This is a genomic window from Rhizobium sp. NZLR11 (genome assembly GCF_019685115.1).
Lineage (GTDB): Bacteria > Pseudomonadota > Alphaproteobacteria > Rhizobiales > Rhizobiaceae > Rhizobium.
This window is the reverse complement of record NZ_JABDWD010000036.1, coordinates 16,295-32,662: the sequence shown is the minus strand read 5'-3', so window position 1 is coordinate 32,662 and position 16,368 is coordinate 16,295. Positions and strand designations below refer to the sequence as shown.

The following is a 16,368-nucleotide window of genomic DNA, read 5'->3' as shown; positions in this document are numbered from 1 at the left end:
GGCAAACCGAAAATGGTCATCCGCATCGCGCTCGCCCGAAAACTCCTGGTCATTCTCAATGCAAAAGCACGAGATGCGCGAAGAGAATTCGAACATGCAACTTGACAGCCCAGATAGTCGCTCATCCGACCCTGCGGGCCACCTTCTCCCCGCTGGGGAGAAGAGGGGAGCGAGGCGCGCCGACACTGCCCAAATGAAGCCGCCCGTTCAAAGGCACTCCATCCATTGGGATCGATGGCGAAGCGTCATTCTCCCTCTTCTCCCCTCGGGGAGAAGGTGGCCCGAAGGGTCGGATGAGGGGGCTGCACGGCACGACCTTTGTCGATTTTCGCTTACGCTCAGCTGCTCTCCGTCGCCATCTGCGGCAGGGATTGCAGCAGGGTCTGGCGGGCGGAGCGCAGGTGGATGCGGCAGGCGGTTTCGATCGCCGCCTGGTCGCCGGATTCAAGCGCTGCGATATAATCCAGATGTTCGTGGATGGCGCGCTCGTTGCGCTCGCGGGCAGCGGTCTTGTTCCATTGGTAGTGATAATGGAAGACGATGGCGATGGCGTCGTAGAAATCGGCGATGAAGCGGTTCTTCGAGGCGCGGTGGATCAACAGGTGGAAGCGCTCGTCGAGAACGGAGAAATCCCTGTAGCGCTGGTTGATGTCGGCAAGCATGGCGTGATGGTCGTCGCGGATGGCGGCGAGATCGGCCCAGGCCTGGCTATCCCTGGCAAGCCGGCCGAATTCGGCGGCGGAATGCAGCTCGAACATCTCGCGCACATCGGCAAGTTCGAGGGCGAATTCGCGGGTAAAACCCTTGAGCGTCCAGTGGCTGTTCGGCCGTTTCTCGATCAGGCCGAAGCGGGAGAAGCGGATCAGGAATTCGCGCACGCTTGTTGTGCCGGTGCCGATCTCGCGGGCAAGCTCTAGCTCGTTGATCTGCATGCCGGGGGCTGCATCATCGGCGAGGATGCGCTGCATGAAGCTGCGCTCGATGATATCATGCAGGGAGTCGGTTTCCTCCGAGGGAAAAAGGTCGCGGTCGGTGGGTTGGCGCAGCACGGTCTTCTGGCGCTTGTTCCAGCGGATGATGCCTTCCTCGCTGAGACGGGTGAGGATGGCGCGCGCCGTCGAGCGGCTGACGCCGAGCTGGGCGGCGATCTCGGGTTCCGAGGGCAGCGCGGTATCCGTGCGCAGGGCCACGGCATACCTGTTGTAGGCTTCCTTGAAGACCGTATTCTGCCTTGCCACCAGACCCCGCTTTCCGCCCTCGTGTCAGCTTTGCCGCCCTCGCTTGAAAGCAGGACGGCGCCCGACCGGGGCTTGTTCAAACGACCTTTTAGCTTATTTCCGGTCGCCTGCGGCTCATTGCCTCCCTCGTCCACAGGATCAATATTCCCGTTGACTTGAAAATGTTTATTGTAGATAAAAAACAAAATCAATGCGCATTCGCCGATGCAGCGAGCGTTTCCTAAATTCGATAGTTGGAGCATGATGTCGTCCGAAAACCACTCACGCTTTTCGGCATCACGCTCTGGGGAGAAGAGACTTGGACAAACTGCCTTGGATCATCCTGTCGGCCGGTGACAATGTCGCGGTCGCAACGGCGGCCATCGCGCCGGGTTCGACTGTTGCCGGCATTGAAACCCGTGAAAAAATCGATCCCGGCCACAAGGTGGCGATCGCCGATATTCCGCTCGGCGCCGCCGTGGTGAAATATGGACAGGCGATCGGCCGCACGACGGCCGACGTCAAGGCCGGCGACCATGTGCACAGCCACAACCTGCATTTTGAAAACGACCGGCTGGCGGCGACTGCCAATTCGGCACCGGAAATGGCGACGAGCGAGGACAGGGCGCGCACCTTCATGGGCTATCGCCGTGCCGATGGGCGGGCTGCCACCCGCAACTATATCGGCATCATCGCCAGCGTGAACTGTTCCACCACGGTCTGCCGGGCGATCGCCGACGAGGCCAATCGGACGATTCTGCCGCATTACGAAGGCATCGACGGTTTCGTGCCGATCGTGCACGACCAGGGCTGCGGCATGAGCTCGACCGGCGACGGCATGAACGTGCTGCACCGCACGCTTGCCGGCTATACCAGGCATGTCAATTTCGGCGGCGTGCTGATGATCGGCCTCGGCTGCGAAGTCAACCAGCTGACGCTCTACGGCCAGAGCGGCGCCGGCGCCTCGAAGCGGCATTTCAACATTCAGGATGCCGGCGGCTCACGCCGCGCGGTCGAGCGCGCCATGGGCATGCTGCGCGAAATCGCCGCCGATGTCGGCAAGGAAACGCGTGTGCCGATGTCGATCGGCGAGATCATCATCGGCCTGCAGTGCGGCGGCTCGGACGGCTTTTCCGGGATCACCGCCAATCCGGCGCTGGGTGTCGCGGCCGATCTCCTGGCGGCGGCCGGCGGCACGGCGATCCTGTCCGAGACCTCGGAAATCTATGGCGCCGAACACCTGCTGCGCAGCCGCGCCGTCAGCGACGATGTTGCCAACAAGCTCGACGAGAAAATCGCCTGGTGGGAGGATTACGTCGCTCTGCACGGCGCCTCGCTCGACAACAACCCCTCGCCCGGCAACAAGCGCGGCGGCCTCACCACCATCCTGGAAAAATCGCTCGGCGCGGTTGCCAAGGGTGGGCGCTCGCCGCTGACGGCAGTCTACGGTTATGCCGAGCGAGTCACCGCCCCCGGCCTCGTCTTCATGGACACACCCGGCTACGACCCGGTTTCGGCGACCGGCCAGGTGGCGGGCGGGGCGAATATGATCGCCTTTACCACGGGCCGCGGCAGCTGCTTCGGCTGCCGGCCGGCGCCATCGCTGAAGCTTTCCAGCAATTCGGCGCTCTACGCCTCGATGGAAGAGGACATGGACATCGATTGCGGCACGATCGCCACCGGCGACGCGACGATCAGCGGCAAGGGCCGCGAGATCTTCGAGCTCATCGTCGACACGGCCTCCGGCAAGAAGACCAAGAGCGAACTCTTCGGCTACGGCGACAATGAATTCGTGCCGTGGCATCTGGGGGCGACGCTCTAATCCTTTGTTTTATGCAAATTCCGGACGGAAAACCGCTTCGCACTTTTCCTGGAATTGCTCTGAAATCCCAAGACTTGGCGAGGAGGCATGATGAAGACGAGACGGATCGGCAAGACCAAGCTCGAGGTGACCGAAATCAGTTTCGGCGCGGCAGCGCTCGGCGGTCTTTACCGCGTCTGCCCGCGCGAGGTAGCCATGGAAACGCTGCAGGCGGCCTGGGACAGCGGCATCCGCTATTTCGACGTGGCGCCCTGGTATGGGCTCGGCCTTGCCGAACGCCGGGTCGGCGATTTCCTGCGCGACCAGCCGGACGGCAGTTACGTGCTGTCCACCAAGGTCGGCCGGCTGCTTCGGCCGGTGCCGACCGGAACCGTGCCCGATTACAGCTATGTCGATCCGCTCTCTTTCGATGCCGATTACGACTATTCCTATGACGGCATCATGCGCTCGGTCGAGTTCAGCTATGCCCGCCTCGGCCTCAACCGCATCGATATTCTCTATGTGCACGATATCGGCGTCTATACACATGGCGCGGCGAAGAACGCCGTCTACCAGAAGCAGCTTCTCGATTCCGGCATCAAGGCGCTGGAAGAACTGCGCTCCTCAGGCGCGATCTCGGCCTTCGGCCTCGGTGTCAACGAAGTGCCCGTCTGCCTCGACGTCATGCGCAACGCCGATCTCGACTGCATCCTGATGGCCGGCCGCTACACGCTGCTCGACCGTTCGGCGGTCGCCGAACTCTTGCCGCTCTGCCGGCAGAAGGGCACGTCGCTGGTCGTCGGCGGCGTCTTCAATTCCGGCATTCTCGCCACCGGTCCGGTGCCGGGCGCGCATTTCGACTATATGCCGGCAGATGACGACGTGCTTGCCAAGGTCGGCGCCATGGAAGCGATCGCCAAGCGCCACGGCGTGCCGCTGGCAGCGCCCGCCCTGCAGTTTCCGCTGCTCGAACCGATCGTCGCATCGGTGCTGATGGGTACCGCCAAGCCGTCGAGCCTGATCCGCAACATGGAAATCGTCGAACCGCGGCTTGCCGATGAGATCTATGCCGAATTCGAACCCTATACGCTGGTCGCGCCGCCGCTCGGCGCCGAAGCTGTCCGCGTCTGAGGAGACACTATGCTCAAGGGTATTCATCCGCTGCTCGGCCCCGACCTGCTTCACGCGCTGAAGACCATGGGACATGGCGACGACATCGTCATATCGGACGCCAATTTCCCCTCGGGCTCGATGGGCCCGCCTGTCATTCGCGCCGACGGCGTCAGCGCCACTGATATGGCCGAAGCGATCCTCGCCCACATGCCGCTCGACACCTTCGTGCCGGAAGCGGCGTGGCGGATGGAGGTGGTCGGCGACCCGCACGCCGTGCCGGAGGTCTGCGCCGAGTTCCAGCAGATCGTTGCCAGGCGCGGCGGCGATTTTCCGATCGTACCGGTGGAGCGTTTCGCCTTCTACGCGATGGCCCGCAAGGCCACCTATATCGTCGCGACGACGGAATTCCGGCTGTACGGAAACCTGATTTTGAAAAAGGGCGTCGTGCATCCGCATGAGGTCGATCTGGACTGATACCTATTTTAGGTTATCGTGGTATTGGAATAAAATCAGTTGCTTGGGGGGGATTTACCAAAGCAAAAAAGCCAGTTTGACGCTCTTGCAATTTGATTGCGCCTCGGCTAGCTTCTCCCTGCAAATGTTTTTTATCGATAAAAATCGTCCGCCTGCGTTCAGCGGCCGATTTATTCGGAGGAGAACGCATCTTGAGAGGAGAACCCTTATGACTATCGTGAAATCCCTTCTGTCCCGTCGCGCCTTTACGGCGCTTGCCGGCGCTGCCGTTATCGCCACGGCGATGCCGGTTACGTCCTTTGCCGCCGACGTGACGATCCCGATCATCGTCAAGGACACGACGTCCTTCTACTGGCAGATCGTTCTGGCCGGCGCCCGCAAGGCAGGCCAGGATCTCGGCGTCAAGGTGCCGGAACTCGGTGCCCAGGCTGAGTCCGACGTCAACGGCCAGATCAGCATTCTTGAGAACGCCGTTGCCGGCAAGCCGGCCGCCGTCGTCATTTCGCCGACCGAATTCAAGGCGCTTGGCAAGCCGATCGATGAAGCCGCCAAGTCGGTTCCGATCATCGGCATCGACTCGGGTGCCGACTCCAAGGCGTTCAAGTCGTTCCTGACGACCGACAACGTTCAGGGCGGCCGTATCGCCGCCGATGGCCTGGCAGCCGCCATCAAGGGCATGACCGGCAAGGAAGAGGGTGAAATCGTCATTCTTACCAACCTTCCCGGCGTCGGCTCGCTCGAGCAGCGCCGCGAAGGCTTCCTGGATCAGGTGAAGACCAAGCATCCGGGCCTGAAGGTCATTGCCGACAAGTACGGCGACGGCCAGGCAACGACCGGCCTCAACATGATGACCGACCTGATCACGGCTAACCCGAAGCTCGTCGGCGTCTTCGCCTCGAACCTGATCCTGGCGCAGGGCGTCGGTCAGGCGATCGCCGAAAACAAGCTCGGCGACAAGATCAAGGTCATCGGCTTCGACAGCGACGACAAGACCGTCGGCTTCCTCAAGGACGGCGCCATTGCCGGCCTCGTCGTTCAGGACCCCTACCGCATGGGTTATGACGGCGTGAAGACCGCGCTTGCCGTCTCCAAGGGCGAGAAGGTCGAAGCCAATGTCGACACCGGCGCCAACCTCGTCACCAAGGCGAATATGGCCGATCCGAAGATCGACGCGCTGCTGAACCCGAAGATCAAGTAAGCAAGACAGACAGGCCGCGCCGGCTTCAAAAACCGGCGCGGCTTTTTCCATCCATGTTATGGTTACCAGGGGCCATGCTATGGTTACCAGGGGATGGAGAGCAGACGTGACACAAGGAGGAGAGGTCCATGATCGGACTGGAAGAGGTCAGTCATCGCCACGATGACAGCGCCACGCTGAAAGAAGCCAATCGAATTCCCGCCGGATCGCCTATCCTCGAACTCAAGGGCCTGCAGAAGAATTACGGTCATGTGCAGGCGCTGAAGCCGGCGACGCTGACCTTTCTTGCCGGTGAAATCCACGCCATCGTCGGCGAAAACGGCGCCGGCAAATCCACCCTGATCAAATTGCTGACCGGCGTCATTACCCGTACGGCCGGCGAAGTGCTGTGGTGCGGCCAGCCTGTGGGCCTGTCGACGCCAAACGAGGCAATCGCCCGCGGCATCAACGCCGTGCACCAGGAAGTCGTGCTCTGCCGGCACCTGACGGTCGCCGCCAACCTTTTCCTCGGTGACGAAGTCAACCGCTACGGCCTGATGCGCAAGAAGCAGATGCAGAAGTTGGCGCAGGCCGTGCTCGACGATCTCGGCTTCGGCCTGCCGGCCGGCGCGCTGCTCAGCTCGCTGACGATCGGCCAGCAGCAGCTGGTCGCGACGGCGCGCGCCGCCATGCGCGGCACGCAGTTTCTGATCTTCGACGAACCCACAGCCTATCTGACGCGCCAGGAATCGGCGCAGCTGTTCAAGCTGATCCGCCGCCTGCAGGGCGAAGGCGTCACCATCGTCTATATCAGCCATCGCATGGAGGAAGTCTTCGAGCTTGCCGACCGTGTCTCGGTGCTGCGCGACGGCACGCATGTCGGCACGCGGCTGATCGGAGAGACCAACGATGCCGAACTGATCGCGCTGATGATCAACCGCTCGATCGAGCAGATCTACCACAAGGAAGAGATCGCCATCGGCGAGACGATCCTTGCCGTCAACGGCCTTTCCGGCCCGGGCTTCGAAGACGTGTCGCTCAGCGTCAAGGCCGGGCAGATCGTCGGGCTCTACGGCCTGATCGGCGCCGGGCGCAGCGAATTCGCGCTCGGCCTTTATGGCCGCCAGCCGACAACGGCAGGCGATATCCAGTGGATGGGCAAACGGGTCGACATCCGCAACGAACGCACGGCGATGGAACTCGGCATTGCGCTGGCGCCGGAAAGCCGGCGCGACCAGGGGCTTTGCCTCAACCTGCCGATCGGCCTCAATATCAACCTGCCGGTGTTCGGGCGCCTCAGCCACGGGCCTGTCATCAACCACACGCGCGAATCGGCCAATGCCGACAAGCAGATCCGCGATCTCAGCATCAAGACGCCAAGCCGGCGTGTTCCGGCCTCCAGCATGTCGGGTGGCAACCAGCAGAAGATCGTCATCGGCAAGTGGCTGAGCCACGGCGCCCGGCTGTTCATCTTCGACGAGCCGACCGTCGGCGTCGACGTCGGCACCAAGGCGGAAATCTACCGGCTCTTCGCCAAGCTTCTGAAGGAGGGCGCGGGCATCATCCTGATCTCCTCCTACCTGCCCGAGGTCTACGAACTGGCCGACCGGCTGCATGTCTTCCGCGGCGGCAAAATCGTCGCGAGCCATGATTACCACGCGGCGACGCATGAAGAAGTGCTCAGCGAAGCGATCGGCGTCTGAGCACAAGCAGTTCCAGCAAAACTGCGTTGCGGTTTTGCGTCCGGAAATTGCGTCAGAACAAAGAGATAGGGCATTTCCGTGGTTTGAAGAAAACGGAAATGCTCTAAGAGGGAGAAAATTCATGACTGCCACCCCCACCGAAATCGTCGCGCCGCCGCCGCGCCGGAAAATGAACATCCTGTTCGGCCTGACGCTGATCGGGCTCTTGATCTTCCTCTGGATCGTGCTCGGCGTTGTTACCCCGAGCTTCTGGACGCCGCTCAACATTTCGAACCTGCTGCGTCAGGGGGCGATGACGGCGATCCTGGCACTCGGCCAGACCTTCGTCATCATCACCGCCGGCATCGATCTTTCGGTCGGCGCCATCGTCGGTTTCTGTACCGTCATCATTGCCTGGCTGCTGCAGGCGGGCGTGCCGGTCTGGGGTGCGATCGTGCTGACGCTGCTCATCGGCATGGCGATCGGGGCCTTCCATGGCTTCGGCATCGTCCATATGGGCCTGCCGCCGTTCATCATCACGCTGGCAACGCTGACGTCGCTGCGCGGCATCGGCCTGTTGATCACCAACGGCTCGACGATCAACATCACCAATGAGAATTTCAGCAATTTCGCCCGCGCCGACCTGTTCAGCATACCAAGCCTGTTCTGGATGGTCATCCTGGTGGCGGTGCCCTCCTTCATCTTCCTGCATCTGAGCCGCTGGGGCCGCTATCTCTTCGCGGTCGGCTCGAATGCGGAAGCTGCCCGCCTCTCCGGCGTCAACGTCAAGGGCATGATCTACCTCGCCTATATCCTCTCGGCTTCGTTTGCCGCCTTCGTCGGCGTGCTGCTTGCCTCGCGCATCGCGATCGGCAATGCGACGCAGGCCGATGGCTGGGAATTGCAGGCGATCGCCTCCTCCGTCATCGGCGGCACCAGCCTGTTCGGCGCGGTCGGCTCGGTACACGGCCCGCTGATCGGCGCCTTCATCCTCGCCACCATCAACAACGGCGCCAACCTTCTGAACGTCAACTCCTTCTGGCAGCGCATCATCACCGGTCTCCTGATCATCGTGATCGTCTTCTTCGACCAACTGCGCCGCCGCCGGAGCAATTGAGCGGCCAAGAGAAGCCGGTCGAACAGGCCGGCTTCGTCAACTCCCAAGAATGCGAGACCCGTCATGAAAGCAGTTGTTTGCCGGGAGCCCGGCGTGCTCGAGATCGTCGAGCGTCCTTTGCCTGCGGCACCGGCGCCTGGCTGGGTGCGCCTGGCGGTCAGCCATGTCGGCATCTGCGGCACCGACTATCATATCTTCGAGGGCAAACATCCTTTCCTCGAATATCCCCGCGTGATGGGGCATGAGGTCTCGGCGACGGTGCTGGAAGCAGGCGAAGGCGTTGACATGGCTGTGGGAACACCCGTCATCGTCAATCCCTATCTGTCCTGCGGCCAATGTGTCGCCTGCCGCCAGGGCAAGCCGAATTGCTGCACCAATATCAAGGTGCTCGGCGTCCATACGGACGGAGCTTTCTGCGAGGAGATCTCGGTTCCGGCGGGCAACCTCTATGCCGCCAAGGGACTGAGCCTCGAGGCGGCCGCAACCGTCGAGTTTCTGGCGATCGGCGCCCATGCGGTGCGCCGCTCGATGACCGGCGCCGGCGCGCGAGCGCTCGTCATCGGCGCCGGGCCGATCGGGCTCGGGGCAGCGATCTTCTCACGCATTGCCGGCCATGAAGTGACGTTGCTCGACACCAGCGCTGAGCGGCTGCAGATGGCCTCGGAGCGTTTCGGCTTCACCTCCGGCATCGTCGCCAACGAGGCGACAATGGATGCCGTGCGCGAAACAACCAATGGCGACGGTTTCGACGTGGTCTTCGACGCCACCGGTTACGGCCCTTCGATGGAAAAAGCCTTCTCCTTCGTCGCCCATGGCGGCGCATTGGTGCTGGTCAGCGTCGTCAAAGACGATATCCGCTTTTCCGACCCGGAATTCCACAAACGCGAAATGATGGTGATCGGCAGCCGCAACGCCACCCGCGCCGATTTCGAGCATGTGGCCGATTCGATCGCCAAAGGCCTCGTGCCCGTCGACAAACTCATCACCCACCGCACAACGCTCGCCGACACGCCCCGCGACCTCGCCCGCTGGGCGCATGAGAAGAACGGGCTGATCAAGGCGGTGATCAAGGTTGGTAGTTAGAGTACGACGCGTAACATGCACGCGGAGTGCTGGGCGTGGATGCTCGGGTCAAGCCCGAGCATGACGGAGGGTGGGAGACAGCGACCAGCAAGAGGCGGGCGGTTTGCGTAGGAACTACGCAGCACAAATGGGGGCAATTCCAACAAACTCACCACGCATTTGCGATAATTGCCGCATAGGCTCCCCCACTCTCCGTCTTCCTCGGGCTTGACCCGAGGATCCATGGCCGCGGGCACCGTCCTCGCGTCAGAGTATCCAGCAAAGCGCGAAGCGGACTTCCGTCGGCATCGATTGCGCTAAGCCTCTGCCGTAATCGCCCTGCACATCTCTCTGACCACCGCACTATCTGTCCGGTTCGCACTCTTCGCCTCGAAACCGAAGGCGACCGCACGGGGGTCGGCGCTTGCGACCGGCGAGCTGCAGGAACCGTGGACCTCGCGGGCGCCGGTTGCCTGCACTATCTGGCCGACATTGGCGGGGCGGATGCCACTGCCGGGCATGATGGATATGCGGCCGGATGCCGTGGTCGAAAGGCGTTTCAGGGTTTCGATTCCGTCGGCCGCCTTCAGCGCGCAGCCGGAGGTCAGGATGCGTTCGCAGCCGAGCTCGACGGCCTGTTCCAGCGCATAGTCGGCGTCCGGCACCAGATCGAAAGCCCGATGCAGCGTCGAACCGAGGCCTGAGGCATGCGCCTTTAGGCGGTGGATCAGCGGCATGTCGAGCGTGCCGTCCGGCCGATTGGCGCCGATGACGACGCCGGCAAGACCTGCGGCGCGCACGGCATCGATATCGAGCATCATCGCTTCCTCATCTCTCCTGTCGAAGATGAACGGACCGGCATGCGGGCGGATCATCGCATAGACAGGAATGGGCGCCCTGGCGGCGATCTGCATCAGGCTCGGCAGCGGCGTCAGGCCGCCGAGCTCCAGCGCCGAACAAAGCTCGATGCGGCCGGCGCCACCCTCGATGGCGGCGGCGAGGCCGTCAGCGCTATCCACACACACTTCCAGCAGGACGGTCACGCTACGCTCTCCCTGGCTTTGTCGCGCACCATGGCCTGCGCGACAGTTTCAGACGTAATTCGCGCCGCCGCCTCGATGATGACGGCGCAGGCATCGGCGGCGGCTTTGCGATGGTTGAAGGCGACGTGATAGGACATCGGCAGATGCTCGTCGAGATCGACGATGCGCACCTTGTCGGCGATCGGCATGGCGCTGATCCGGCCGAGGAAGGAGACGTAGCCGTGATTGGCGACGAGGTCGACGATCACAGGCAGCGAATCCGCGGCGGTGATATCCCGGCTGCGCAAGCGCCGGTTCGGCGCGCGCTCGTCGCTGAAGGCCATGGCCGCGTGGCCGAGACCGGTGCGCGGGCTCGGCATGCAGATCGCATGGGCGGCGACGAGATCGGCGACGGTGGTTTCGGTGCTTTGCGGCGGCGCGATCACCACCATGTCGGTCTGCAGCAATTCCCGATGGCGGAAGCTTTCAAGGCCGAAGACCGAATCCAGGATCGCCACATCGATGCGGCCGCTCTTCAGCGCCTCGCGCAGATCGTCGGCGGTCATCGAGACCAGCGAGATCGCATTGTTGTTGCGGCGCGCATTCCATTCGGAGACCAGCGAGCCCAGGCAGCGCGCCACCCAGCTTTCCGATCCGGTGGGAATGATCGAGCCGATGCGCAGCGACCGGGCGGCGCGCCGATACCGCTCGTCGGCCGATGATTTCAGATCGTTCCAGGCCTGGCTGATCGTCGTGAAGATCTGATAGGCGCGCCTGCCCTCCTCCGTCAGCACCGAACCCTGCGCCTGCCGCTCGAACAGGCGGTGACCTAAAAATTTCTCAAGATTGGCAAGCTGAAGCGAAAGCTGCGGCTGCCCCAGGCGAAGGCGGCGGGCGGCGCGATTGATGCTGCCCTGGTCGGCCACTTCCAGAAAACGCTCGATGGTGACGACCTTGATGGGAACACGTGATGCCCAGGCATCGGTGACCTCAATGGCGTCGGTGGTCGTAGCGTCATGGCCGGTGAATTGGCCAAGCTCGCCGATCGCAGCGGTGAGCGGCGCCAGGCCTTCCAGCACCCTGCCGCTGGCGATGAGCATTACCAGCTCGCCGGAGGCGCGTTCCGTCAGCTTCATCGCCAGCTCGGTTTCGAGATGATGGATGGCCGCAGACACGGTCGAGGGCGACAGCTGGAAGCGCCGCCCCGTCTCGCGCACCGAACCGGAGGTCAAGACATGGTGAGCGGTGAACAGGGCACCAAGATGCAAACGAGCCACCTCCGGAAAGCGCTGGAAAAACCGGACGATATGATGTGTTCATGAAAAAAGATATCCCTGCTTTCGCAGAGGCGGGCTATCGTTTCCGCATAGAAAAATCCGGGCGGCGGAAATCCGCAACAGAGCACCGGAACATCGCGGAAACACGCAAGGGGACAAAAACAAATCGCGCCGACCCTGGAAAAGGGAATGCGTTTCCGCGCGCGGAGGGACATTCGCCGCCATAATCGTGGCGCGGCCGCAAATACTAAAGGGGGCTTGCATCGATTTTTCAGGCGTGCACGCTATTTCCATCACGCACGCAATTCCGGCATGATGCGATCTCGTCGCGTTGGCCGGCGGACTTCCTGTGCGCAGACCCCCCGCCCGGGGCTTGCGCATCTGCATAATGCAGCAATTCAAAGTGCTAATGGTGTCAACCAAGGGGATATTCCATGCTGAAGAAACTCGCACTCGCCGTCACGCTCTCCGCCTTCGCGGCGGGTGCGGCTCATGCTGCAGATGTCGTCGTCTCGTCGAAGATCGACACCGAAGGCACGCTGCTCGGCAACGTCATTGCGCTCGCGCTCGAAGCCAACGGCATCAAGACACAGGACCGCATCGCGCTTGGCGCCACACCCGTCGTGCGCAAGGCGATCACCGCAGGCGAAATCGACATCTATCCTGAATATACCGGCAATGCCGGCTTCTTCTTCAACAAGGCCGATGACGCCGCCTGGAAAAATATCGACCAGGGTTATGAGCTGGCAAAGAAGCTCGATTACGACGCCAACAAGATCGTCTGGTTGACGCCGTCGCCGGCCAACAACACCTGGGCGCTCGCCGTGCGCAGCGATGTTGCCCAACCGAACAAGCTGAAGAGCCTTACGGACTTCGGCAAATGGGTGGCCGGCGGCGGTGCCGCCAAGCTTGCCGCCTCAGCCGAATTCGTCAATTCGGCCGGCGCGCTTCCCGCCTTCCAGACGACCTACGGCTTCCAGCTGAAGCCTGACCAAATGGTTGTTCTGTCCGGCGGCGACACGGCGGCGACGATCAAGGCGGCCGCCGACCAGACGAACGGCGTCAACACCGCCATGGTCTACGGCACGGATGGCGCGATCGAAGCGGCCGAACTCACCGTTCTCGAAGACGACAAGAACGTGCAGCAGGTCTATGCGCCCACCCCGATCATCCGCGAGGAGGTTCTGAAAGCCAACCCGAAGATCGAGGAAGTGCTCTCGCCGATCTTCAAGAGCCTGACCGCCGACGAGTTGCGCAAGCTCAATGCCAAGATCCAGGTCGACGGCGAGCCGGCAAAGTCCGTCGCTGAAGCCTATCTCAAGGAAAAAGGCTTCCTGAAGTAATCATCACTCGCTCCGCCCGATTGCGGGCGGAGCCTCTCTCTGCTGCTAGGTTTGGCCGGACGGGATTGCTCAGACAGGGTTGATTTGATGGAAGAAACCTCAGCGGTCCGCAGGCTGGACCGGCTCGGCGTGGTTCTGGTGGCCGGTGGCATCGCGGCGACGGCACTGATGCCCTTCATCTACGTCAAGGCGAACCGCATCGCCGCCGGCAAGCCGATGCTGCTGACGCAGCTTCTTCCCCAGCCCTCCGTCGTCATCCTCACCATCCTGCTCGTTCTCACCGCTGTCGCCACGCTGTTGCTGCACAACGCCCTTGCCCGGCTTGCCATCGCCACACTCTGCCTTGCGGCGCTGATCGTTGCGATCGGCCTCGTCTCGACGGCGGCGACGCCGCCCGGCAGCACGGTGGCGCGGATGACGCCCGGTGGCGGTTTCTGGGCGCTGTTTGCGGTGATCGGGCTCGTCATCTCCGATGCGCTGGTGAAGATCCGGCTGGCGCCGTGGATGCGGGTCGCAGCCCTTGCGGCCTATGCGGCGCTGCTTTTCATCTCGCTTTCCTCCGGCCTGCTCGACAGCCTGTCGATCATGAAGGAATTCTCGACGCGGGCGCCGCAATTCGAGACGGAAGCGATCTCGCATCTGCTACTGGCCTTCGGCTCATTGGCCATCGCCATCATTCTCGGCCTGCCGCTCGGCATCCTGTGCTTCTGGGTGCCGAAGCTGCGGGCCATCGTGCTCCAAGGCCTCAGCTTGATCCAGACGATCCCGAGCCTCGCACTGTTCGGCCTGCTGATGCTGCCGCTCGGCTATCTCGCCACCCATGTACCGCTGGCGGCTGCGATCGGCATTCGCGGCATCGGCACGGCACCGGCCTTGATCGCGCTGGTGCTCTATTCGCTGCTGCCGATCGTCGCCAACACCGTCGTCGGCCTCGAGGGCGTCGATCCCTCGGTGCGGGATGCTGCGGCCGGCATGGGGCTGACGCGACGGCAGATCCTCACCGGCATCGACATGCCGCTTGCCTTTCCCGTCATCCTCACCGGCATCCGCATCGTGCTGGTGCAGGCAATCGGCATGGTGACGATCGCGGCGCTGATCGGCGGCGGCGGCTTCGGCATCTTCATCTTCCAGGGGCTCGGCCAGACGGCCATGGACCTCGTCCTGCTCGGCGCCGTGCCGACCGTGTTCTTCGCCTTCTCATCGGCCGTCATCCTCGATGCGGTCATCGACAGCATCCGGGGATCCGCCGCATGAGCATGATCGAGATCAGGAACGTCACCAAACGCTATGGCGCGGCCACCGTCGTCGACAATGTCTCGATGCGCGTCGAGAAGGGTGAGATCACCGTCATCGTCGGCACCTCGGGCTCCGGCAAATCGACACTGATGCGGATGATCAACCGGCTGGTGCCGATCACCGCAGGCGAGATTTTCGTCGGCGGGCAGAATGTCATTGACGTCGAGGTGACCGAGCTTCGCCGCAGGATCGGCTATGCCATCCAGGGACACGGCCTGTTTCCACACCGCACCGTGGCGCAGAATATCGCCACGGTGCCGCAGCTTCTCGATTGGGATTCGACCCGGATCGCGGCCCGCGTCGAGGAACTGCTCGGGCTTTTCAACCTCGATCCGGCGAGTTTCGCCGACAAATATCCGCACCAGCTCTCCGGCGGGCAGCAGCAGCGCGTCGGCGTCGCCCGGGCGCTGGCGGCTGAGCCGGAACTGCTGCTGATGGACGAACCGTTCGGGGCGCTCGATCCGGTCATCCGCGGCAAGGCGCAGGACGATCTCCTGGCGATCCAGAAGCAGTTCGGCACCACGGTTATTCTCGTCACCCACGACATGGACGAGGCCTTCCATCTCGGCAATCAGATCGCGGTGATGAGCGAGGGCAGATTGCTGCAATGCTCGACGCCGGAAAAGATCCTCACCGAACCCGCCGATCCCTTCGTTCAGCAATTGACCGGCACCTCCGACCGGGCGCTGAAGCTGATGTCGCTGCTGCCGCTGAAGGAGAGCATGGAACCGGCCAAGAGCGGCCTCGCCTATGCCTTGCCGCAGTCGCTCAGCCTGCGCGACGCGCTGGCCGAAATGATCTGGCAGGGCGTCGACGAGGCGACGGTGCAGGACGGCGAGAAAGCGCCGGTGGGATCGATCTCGATGACGCGGCTTCTCGAACTGGGCCGCAAGGCATGAAACTCATCGTCGCCAATCTCTTCCGCCTGGCGGCGCTGGTATTGCTGCTCATCCTGCTGTTCAGGACGGAATGGCTTTCCTTCCTACTCGTGCCGCTGACCAACAACAATGCGCCCGCCGTCTATACGCAGAACAGCCTCGCCTCGCTGGCCGCCGGCCATCTGCAACTGGTCATCGGATCGATCGCCTGCAGCGCGGTGCTCGCCGTTGTCGGCGGCATCTTCGTCACCCGCGAAAGCGGCGCCGACTTTCTGCCGTTGTCGCGCGCCATCGCCAATGCCGGGCAGACCTTTCCGCCGGTTGCGGTGCTGGCACTCGCGGTTCCCGCCACCGGCTTCGGCGCCATGCCGACGCTGATCGCACTGTTTCTCTACGGCCTGCTGCCGATTTTCGAAAATACCGTCGCCGGCCTGAAGCAGGTGTCGCCGCAGGTTCTCGATGCCGCCGACGGCATGGGCATGAACGGCACCCAGCGGCTGCTCCGCGTCGAGCTGCCCCTCGCCCTGCCGCTGATCCTCGAAGGGCTGAAGGTCGCGACCGTGATCAATATCGGCACGGCGACGATCGGCTCGACGGTTGCGGCAAAGGGCCTCGGCGAGGTGATCATCGCCGGGCTGATTTCCGACAATACCGCCTTCATCCTGCAGGGCGGGCTGATCGTCGGCCTGATGGCGGTGCTGATCTATGACGCCATGGGCATGGTCGAAGGGGCGATCACGCGAAGAATCGGCTTGCGCACGGCGTAAGAGGACGAGTACCAAGACTGCCGTGACTACTGCATAATTCCTTAAATCGATTCCGATTTAAGGAATTATGCAGTAATTCAAAGTGCTACAGCGTCCTTTGCTCGTCTAAAGAGACGCGCGGCGCTGTAGTGCAGTGGGAGGC

The 16,368-nt window shown here is 62.7% G+C and carries 15 protein-coding genes and 1 pseudogene; 13 read left to right on the top strand and 3 right to left on the bottom strand.

Annotated features, from left to right (window positions below; all coding sequences use genetic code 11):
* Window positions 1–105 (top strand): annotated as a pseudogene (locus HJB83_RS32625) (IS110 family transposase); the annotation flags it as partial.
* Between the two features lie 233 nt (window positions 106–338).
* On the opposite strand, the gene HJB83_RS32620 reads toward HJB83_RS32625, so the two are convergent.
* On the bottom strand, window positions 339–1,238 hold the full coding sequence (locus HJB83_RS32620; RefSeq protein WP_207582766.1) for a GntR family transcriptional regulator: 900 nt from the start codon (window positions 1,236–1,238) through the stop codon (window positions 339–341).
* A gap of 298 nt (window positions 1,239–1,536) precedes the next feature.
* On the opposite strand from HJB83_RS32620, the gene HJB83_RS32615 reads away from it, so the two are divergent.
* From HJB83_RS32615 to HJB83_RS32585, 7 genes are all read left to right on the top strand, one after another.
* On the top strand, window positions 1,537–3,039 hold the full coding sequence (locus HJB83_RS32615; RefSeq protein ID WP_221117763.1) for a UxaA family hydrolase: 1,503 nt from the start codon (window positions 1,537–1,539) through the stop codon (window positions 3,037–3,039).
* Window positions 3,040–3,129: 90 nt separating this feature from the next.
* Window positions 3,130–4,149 (top strand): aldo/keto reductase, encoded by a 1,020-nt coding sequence (locus HJB83_RS32610; RefSeq protein WP_221117764.1) that lies wholly within the window; start codon window positions 3,130–3,132, stop codon window positions 4,147–4,149.
* 9 nt (window positions 4,150–4,158) lie between these two features.
* The gene (locus HJB83_RS32605; RefSeq protein ID WP_221133238.1) at window positions 4,159–4,605 is read left to right on the top strand and encodes an RbsD/FucU family protein; all 447 of its coding nucleotides are present in this window, start codon (window positions 4,159–4,161) and stop codon (window positions 4,603–4,605) included.
* Between the two features lie 208 nt (window positions 4,606–4,813).
* Window positions 4,814–5,803: an ABC transporter substrate-binding protein gene (locus HJB83_RS32600; RefSeq protein WP_207582762.1), complete on the top strand. Its 990-nt coding sequence runs from the start codon at window positions 4,814–4,816 to the stop codon at window positions 5,801–5,803.
* Window positions 5,804–5,931: 128 nt separating this feature from the next.
* The gene (locus HJB83_RS32595; protein WP_207582761.1) at window positions 5,932–7,485 is read left to right on the top strand and encodes a sugar ABC transporter ATP-binding protein; all 1,554 of its coding nucleotides are present in this window, start codon (window positions 5,932–5,934) and stop codon (window positions 7,483–7,485) included.
* A 121-nt stretch (window positions 7,486–7,606) separates the two neighbouring features.
* Entirely contained in the window at window positions 7,607–8,581 is a 975-nt protein-coding gene (locus HJB83_RS32590) for an ABC transporter permease (protein WP_207582760.1), read from the top strand.
* Window positions 8,582–8,644: 63 nt separating this feature from the next.
* Entirely contained in the window at window positions 8,645–9,664 is a 1,020-nt protein-coding gene (locus HJB83_RS32585) for a zinc-binding alcohol dehydrogenase family protein (RefSeq protein ID WP_207582759.1), read from the top strand.
* A gap of 296 nt (window positions 9,665–9,960) precedes the next feature.
* Here HJB83_RS32585 and HJB83_RS32580 read toward each other — a convergent pair whose 3' ends face one another.
* Together HJB83_RS32580 and HJB83_RS32575 are read right to left on the bottom strand one after the other, a co-directional pair.
* The gene (locus tag HJB83_RS32580; RefSeq protein WP_221133237.1) at window positions 9,961–10,686 is read right to left on the bottom strand and encodes a copper homeostasis protein CutC; all 726 of its coding nucleotides are present in this window, start codon (window positions 10,684–10,686) and stop codon (window positions 9,961–9,963) included.
* Complete coding sequence (locus tag HJB83_RS32575; protein ID WP_221133236.1) at window positions 10,683–11,933, bottom strand: LysR family transcriptional regulator; 1,251 nt, start codon at window positions 11,931–11,933, stop codon at window positions 10,683–10,685. The genes HJB83_RS32580 and HJB83_RS32575 overlap by 4 nt, the downstream gene beginning before the upstream one ends.
* 50 nt (window positions 11,934–11,983) lie before the next feature.
* Between HJB83_RS32575 and HJB83_RS32570 the strand changes: the two genes are divergently transcribed.
* The 5 genes from HJB83_RS32570 (at window position 11,984) to HJB83_RS32550 (ending at window position 16,226) form a co-directional block, all read left to right on the top strand.
* The gene (locus HJB83_RS32570) at window positions 11,984–12,169 is read left to right on the top strand and encodes an acetyltransferase (RefSeq protein ID WP_259669628.1); all 186 of its coding nucleotides are present in this window, start codon (window positions 11,984–11,986) and stop codon (window positions 12,167–12,169) included.
* A 207-nt stretch (window positions 12,170–12,376) separates the two neighbouring features.
* On the top strand, window positions 12,377–13,285 hold the full coding sequence (locus HJB83_RS32565; RefSeq protein WP_007633609.1) for an ABC transporter substrate-binding protein: 909 nt from the start codon (window positions 12,377–12,379) through the stop codon (window positions 13,283–13,285).
* Window positions 13,286–13,372: 87 nt separating this feature from the next.
* Window positions 13,373–14,539: an ABC transporter permease gene (locus HJB83_RS32560; protein ID WP_221133234.1), complete on the top strand. Its 1,167-nt coding sequence runs from the start codon at window positions 13,373–13,375 to the stop codon at window positions 14,537–14,539.
* On the top strand, window positions 14,536–15,480 hold the full coding sequence (locus tag HJB83_RS32555) for an ABC transporter ATP-binding protein (protein ID WP_207582754.1): 945 nt from the start codon (window positions 14,536–14,538) through the stop codon (window positions 15,478–15,480). Before HJB83_RS32560 ends, HJB83_RS32555 begins: the two co-directional genes overlap by 4 nt.
* A complete protein-coding gene (locus HJB83_RS32550; protein WP_207582753.1) occupies window positions 15,477–16,226 on the top strand; it encodes an ABC transporter permease in 750 nt (249 codons plus the stop codon). The genes HJB83_RS32555 and HJB83_RS32550 overlap by 4 nt, the downstream gene beginning before the upstream one ends.
* Window positions 16,227–16,368 lie beyond the last annotated feature (142 nt).

Bases quoted from the DNA above. Each gene is read 5' to 3' on its own strand.
- HJB83_RS32600 (WP_207582762.1), top strand. From the start codon at position 4,814: ATGACTATCGTGAAATCCCTTCTGTCCCGTCGCGCCTTTACGGCGCTT.
- HJB83_RS32585 (WP_207582759.1), top strand. From the start codon at position 8,645: ATGAAAGCAGTTGTTTGCCGGGAGCCCGGCGTGCTCGAGATCGTCGAG.
- HJB83_RS32610 (WP_221117764.1), top strand. From the start codon at position 3,130: ATGAAGACGAGACGGATCGGCAAGACCAAGCTCGAGGTGACCGAAATC.
- HJB83_RS32550 (WP_207582753.1), top strand. From the start codon at position 15,477: ATGAAACTCATCGTCGCCAATCTCTTCCGCCTGGCGGCGCTGGTATTG.
- HJB83_RS32605 (WP_221133238.1), top strand. From the start codon at position 4,159: ATGCTCAAGGGTATTCATCCGCTGCTCGGCCCCGACCTGCTTCACGCG.
- HJB83_RS32590 (WP_207582760.1), top strand. From the start codon at position 7,607: ATGACTGCCACCCCCACCGAAATCGTCGCGCCGCCGCCGCGCCGGAAA.
- HJB83_RS32560 (WP_221133234.1), top strand. From the start codon at position 13,373: ATGGAAGAAACCTCAGCGGTCCGCAGGCTGGACCGGCTCGGCGTGGTT.
- HJB83_RS32565 (WP_007633609.1), top strand. From the start codon at position 12,377: ATGCTGAAGAAACTCGCACTCGCCGTCACGCTCTCCGCCTTCGCGGCG.
- HJB83_RS32555 (WP_207582754.1), top strand. From the start codon at position 14,536: ATGAGCATGATCGAGATCAGGAACGTCACCAAACGCTATGGCGCGGCC.
- HJB83_RS32595 (WP_207582761.1), top strand. From the start codon at position 5,932: ATGATCGGACTGGAAGAGGTCAGTCATCGCCACGATGACAGCGCCACG.
- HJB83_RS32570 (WP_259669628.1), top strand. From the start codon at position 11,984: ATGAAAAAAGATATCCCTGCTTTCGCAGAGGCGGGCTATCGTTTCCGC.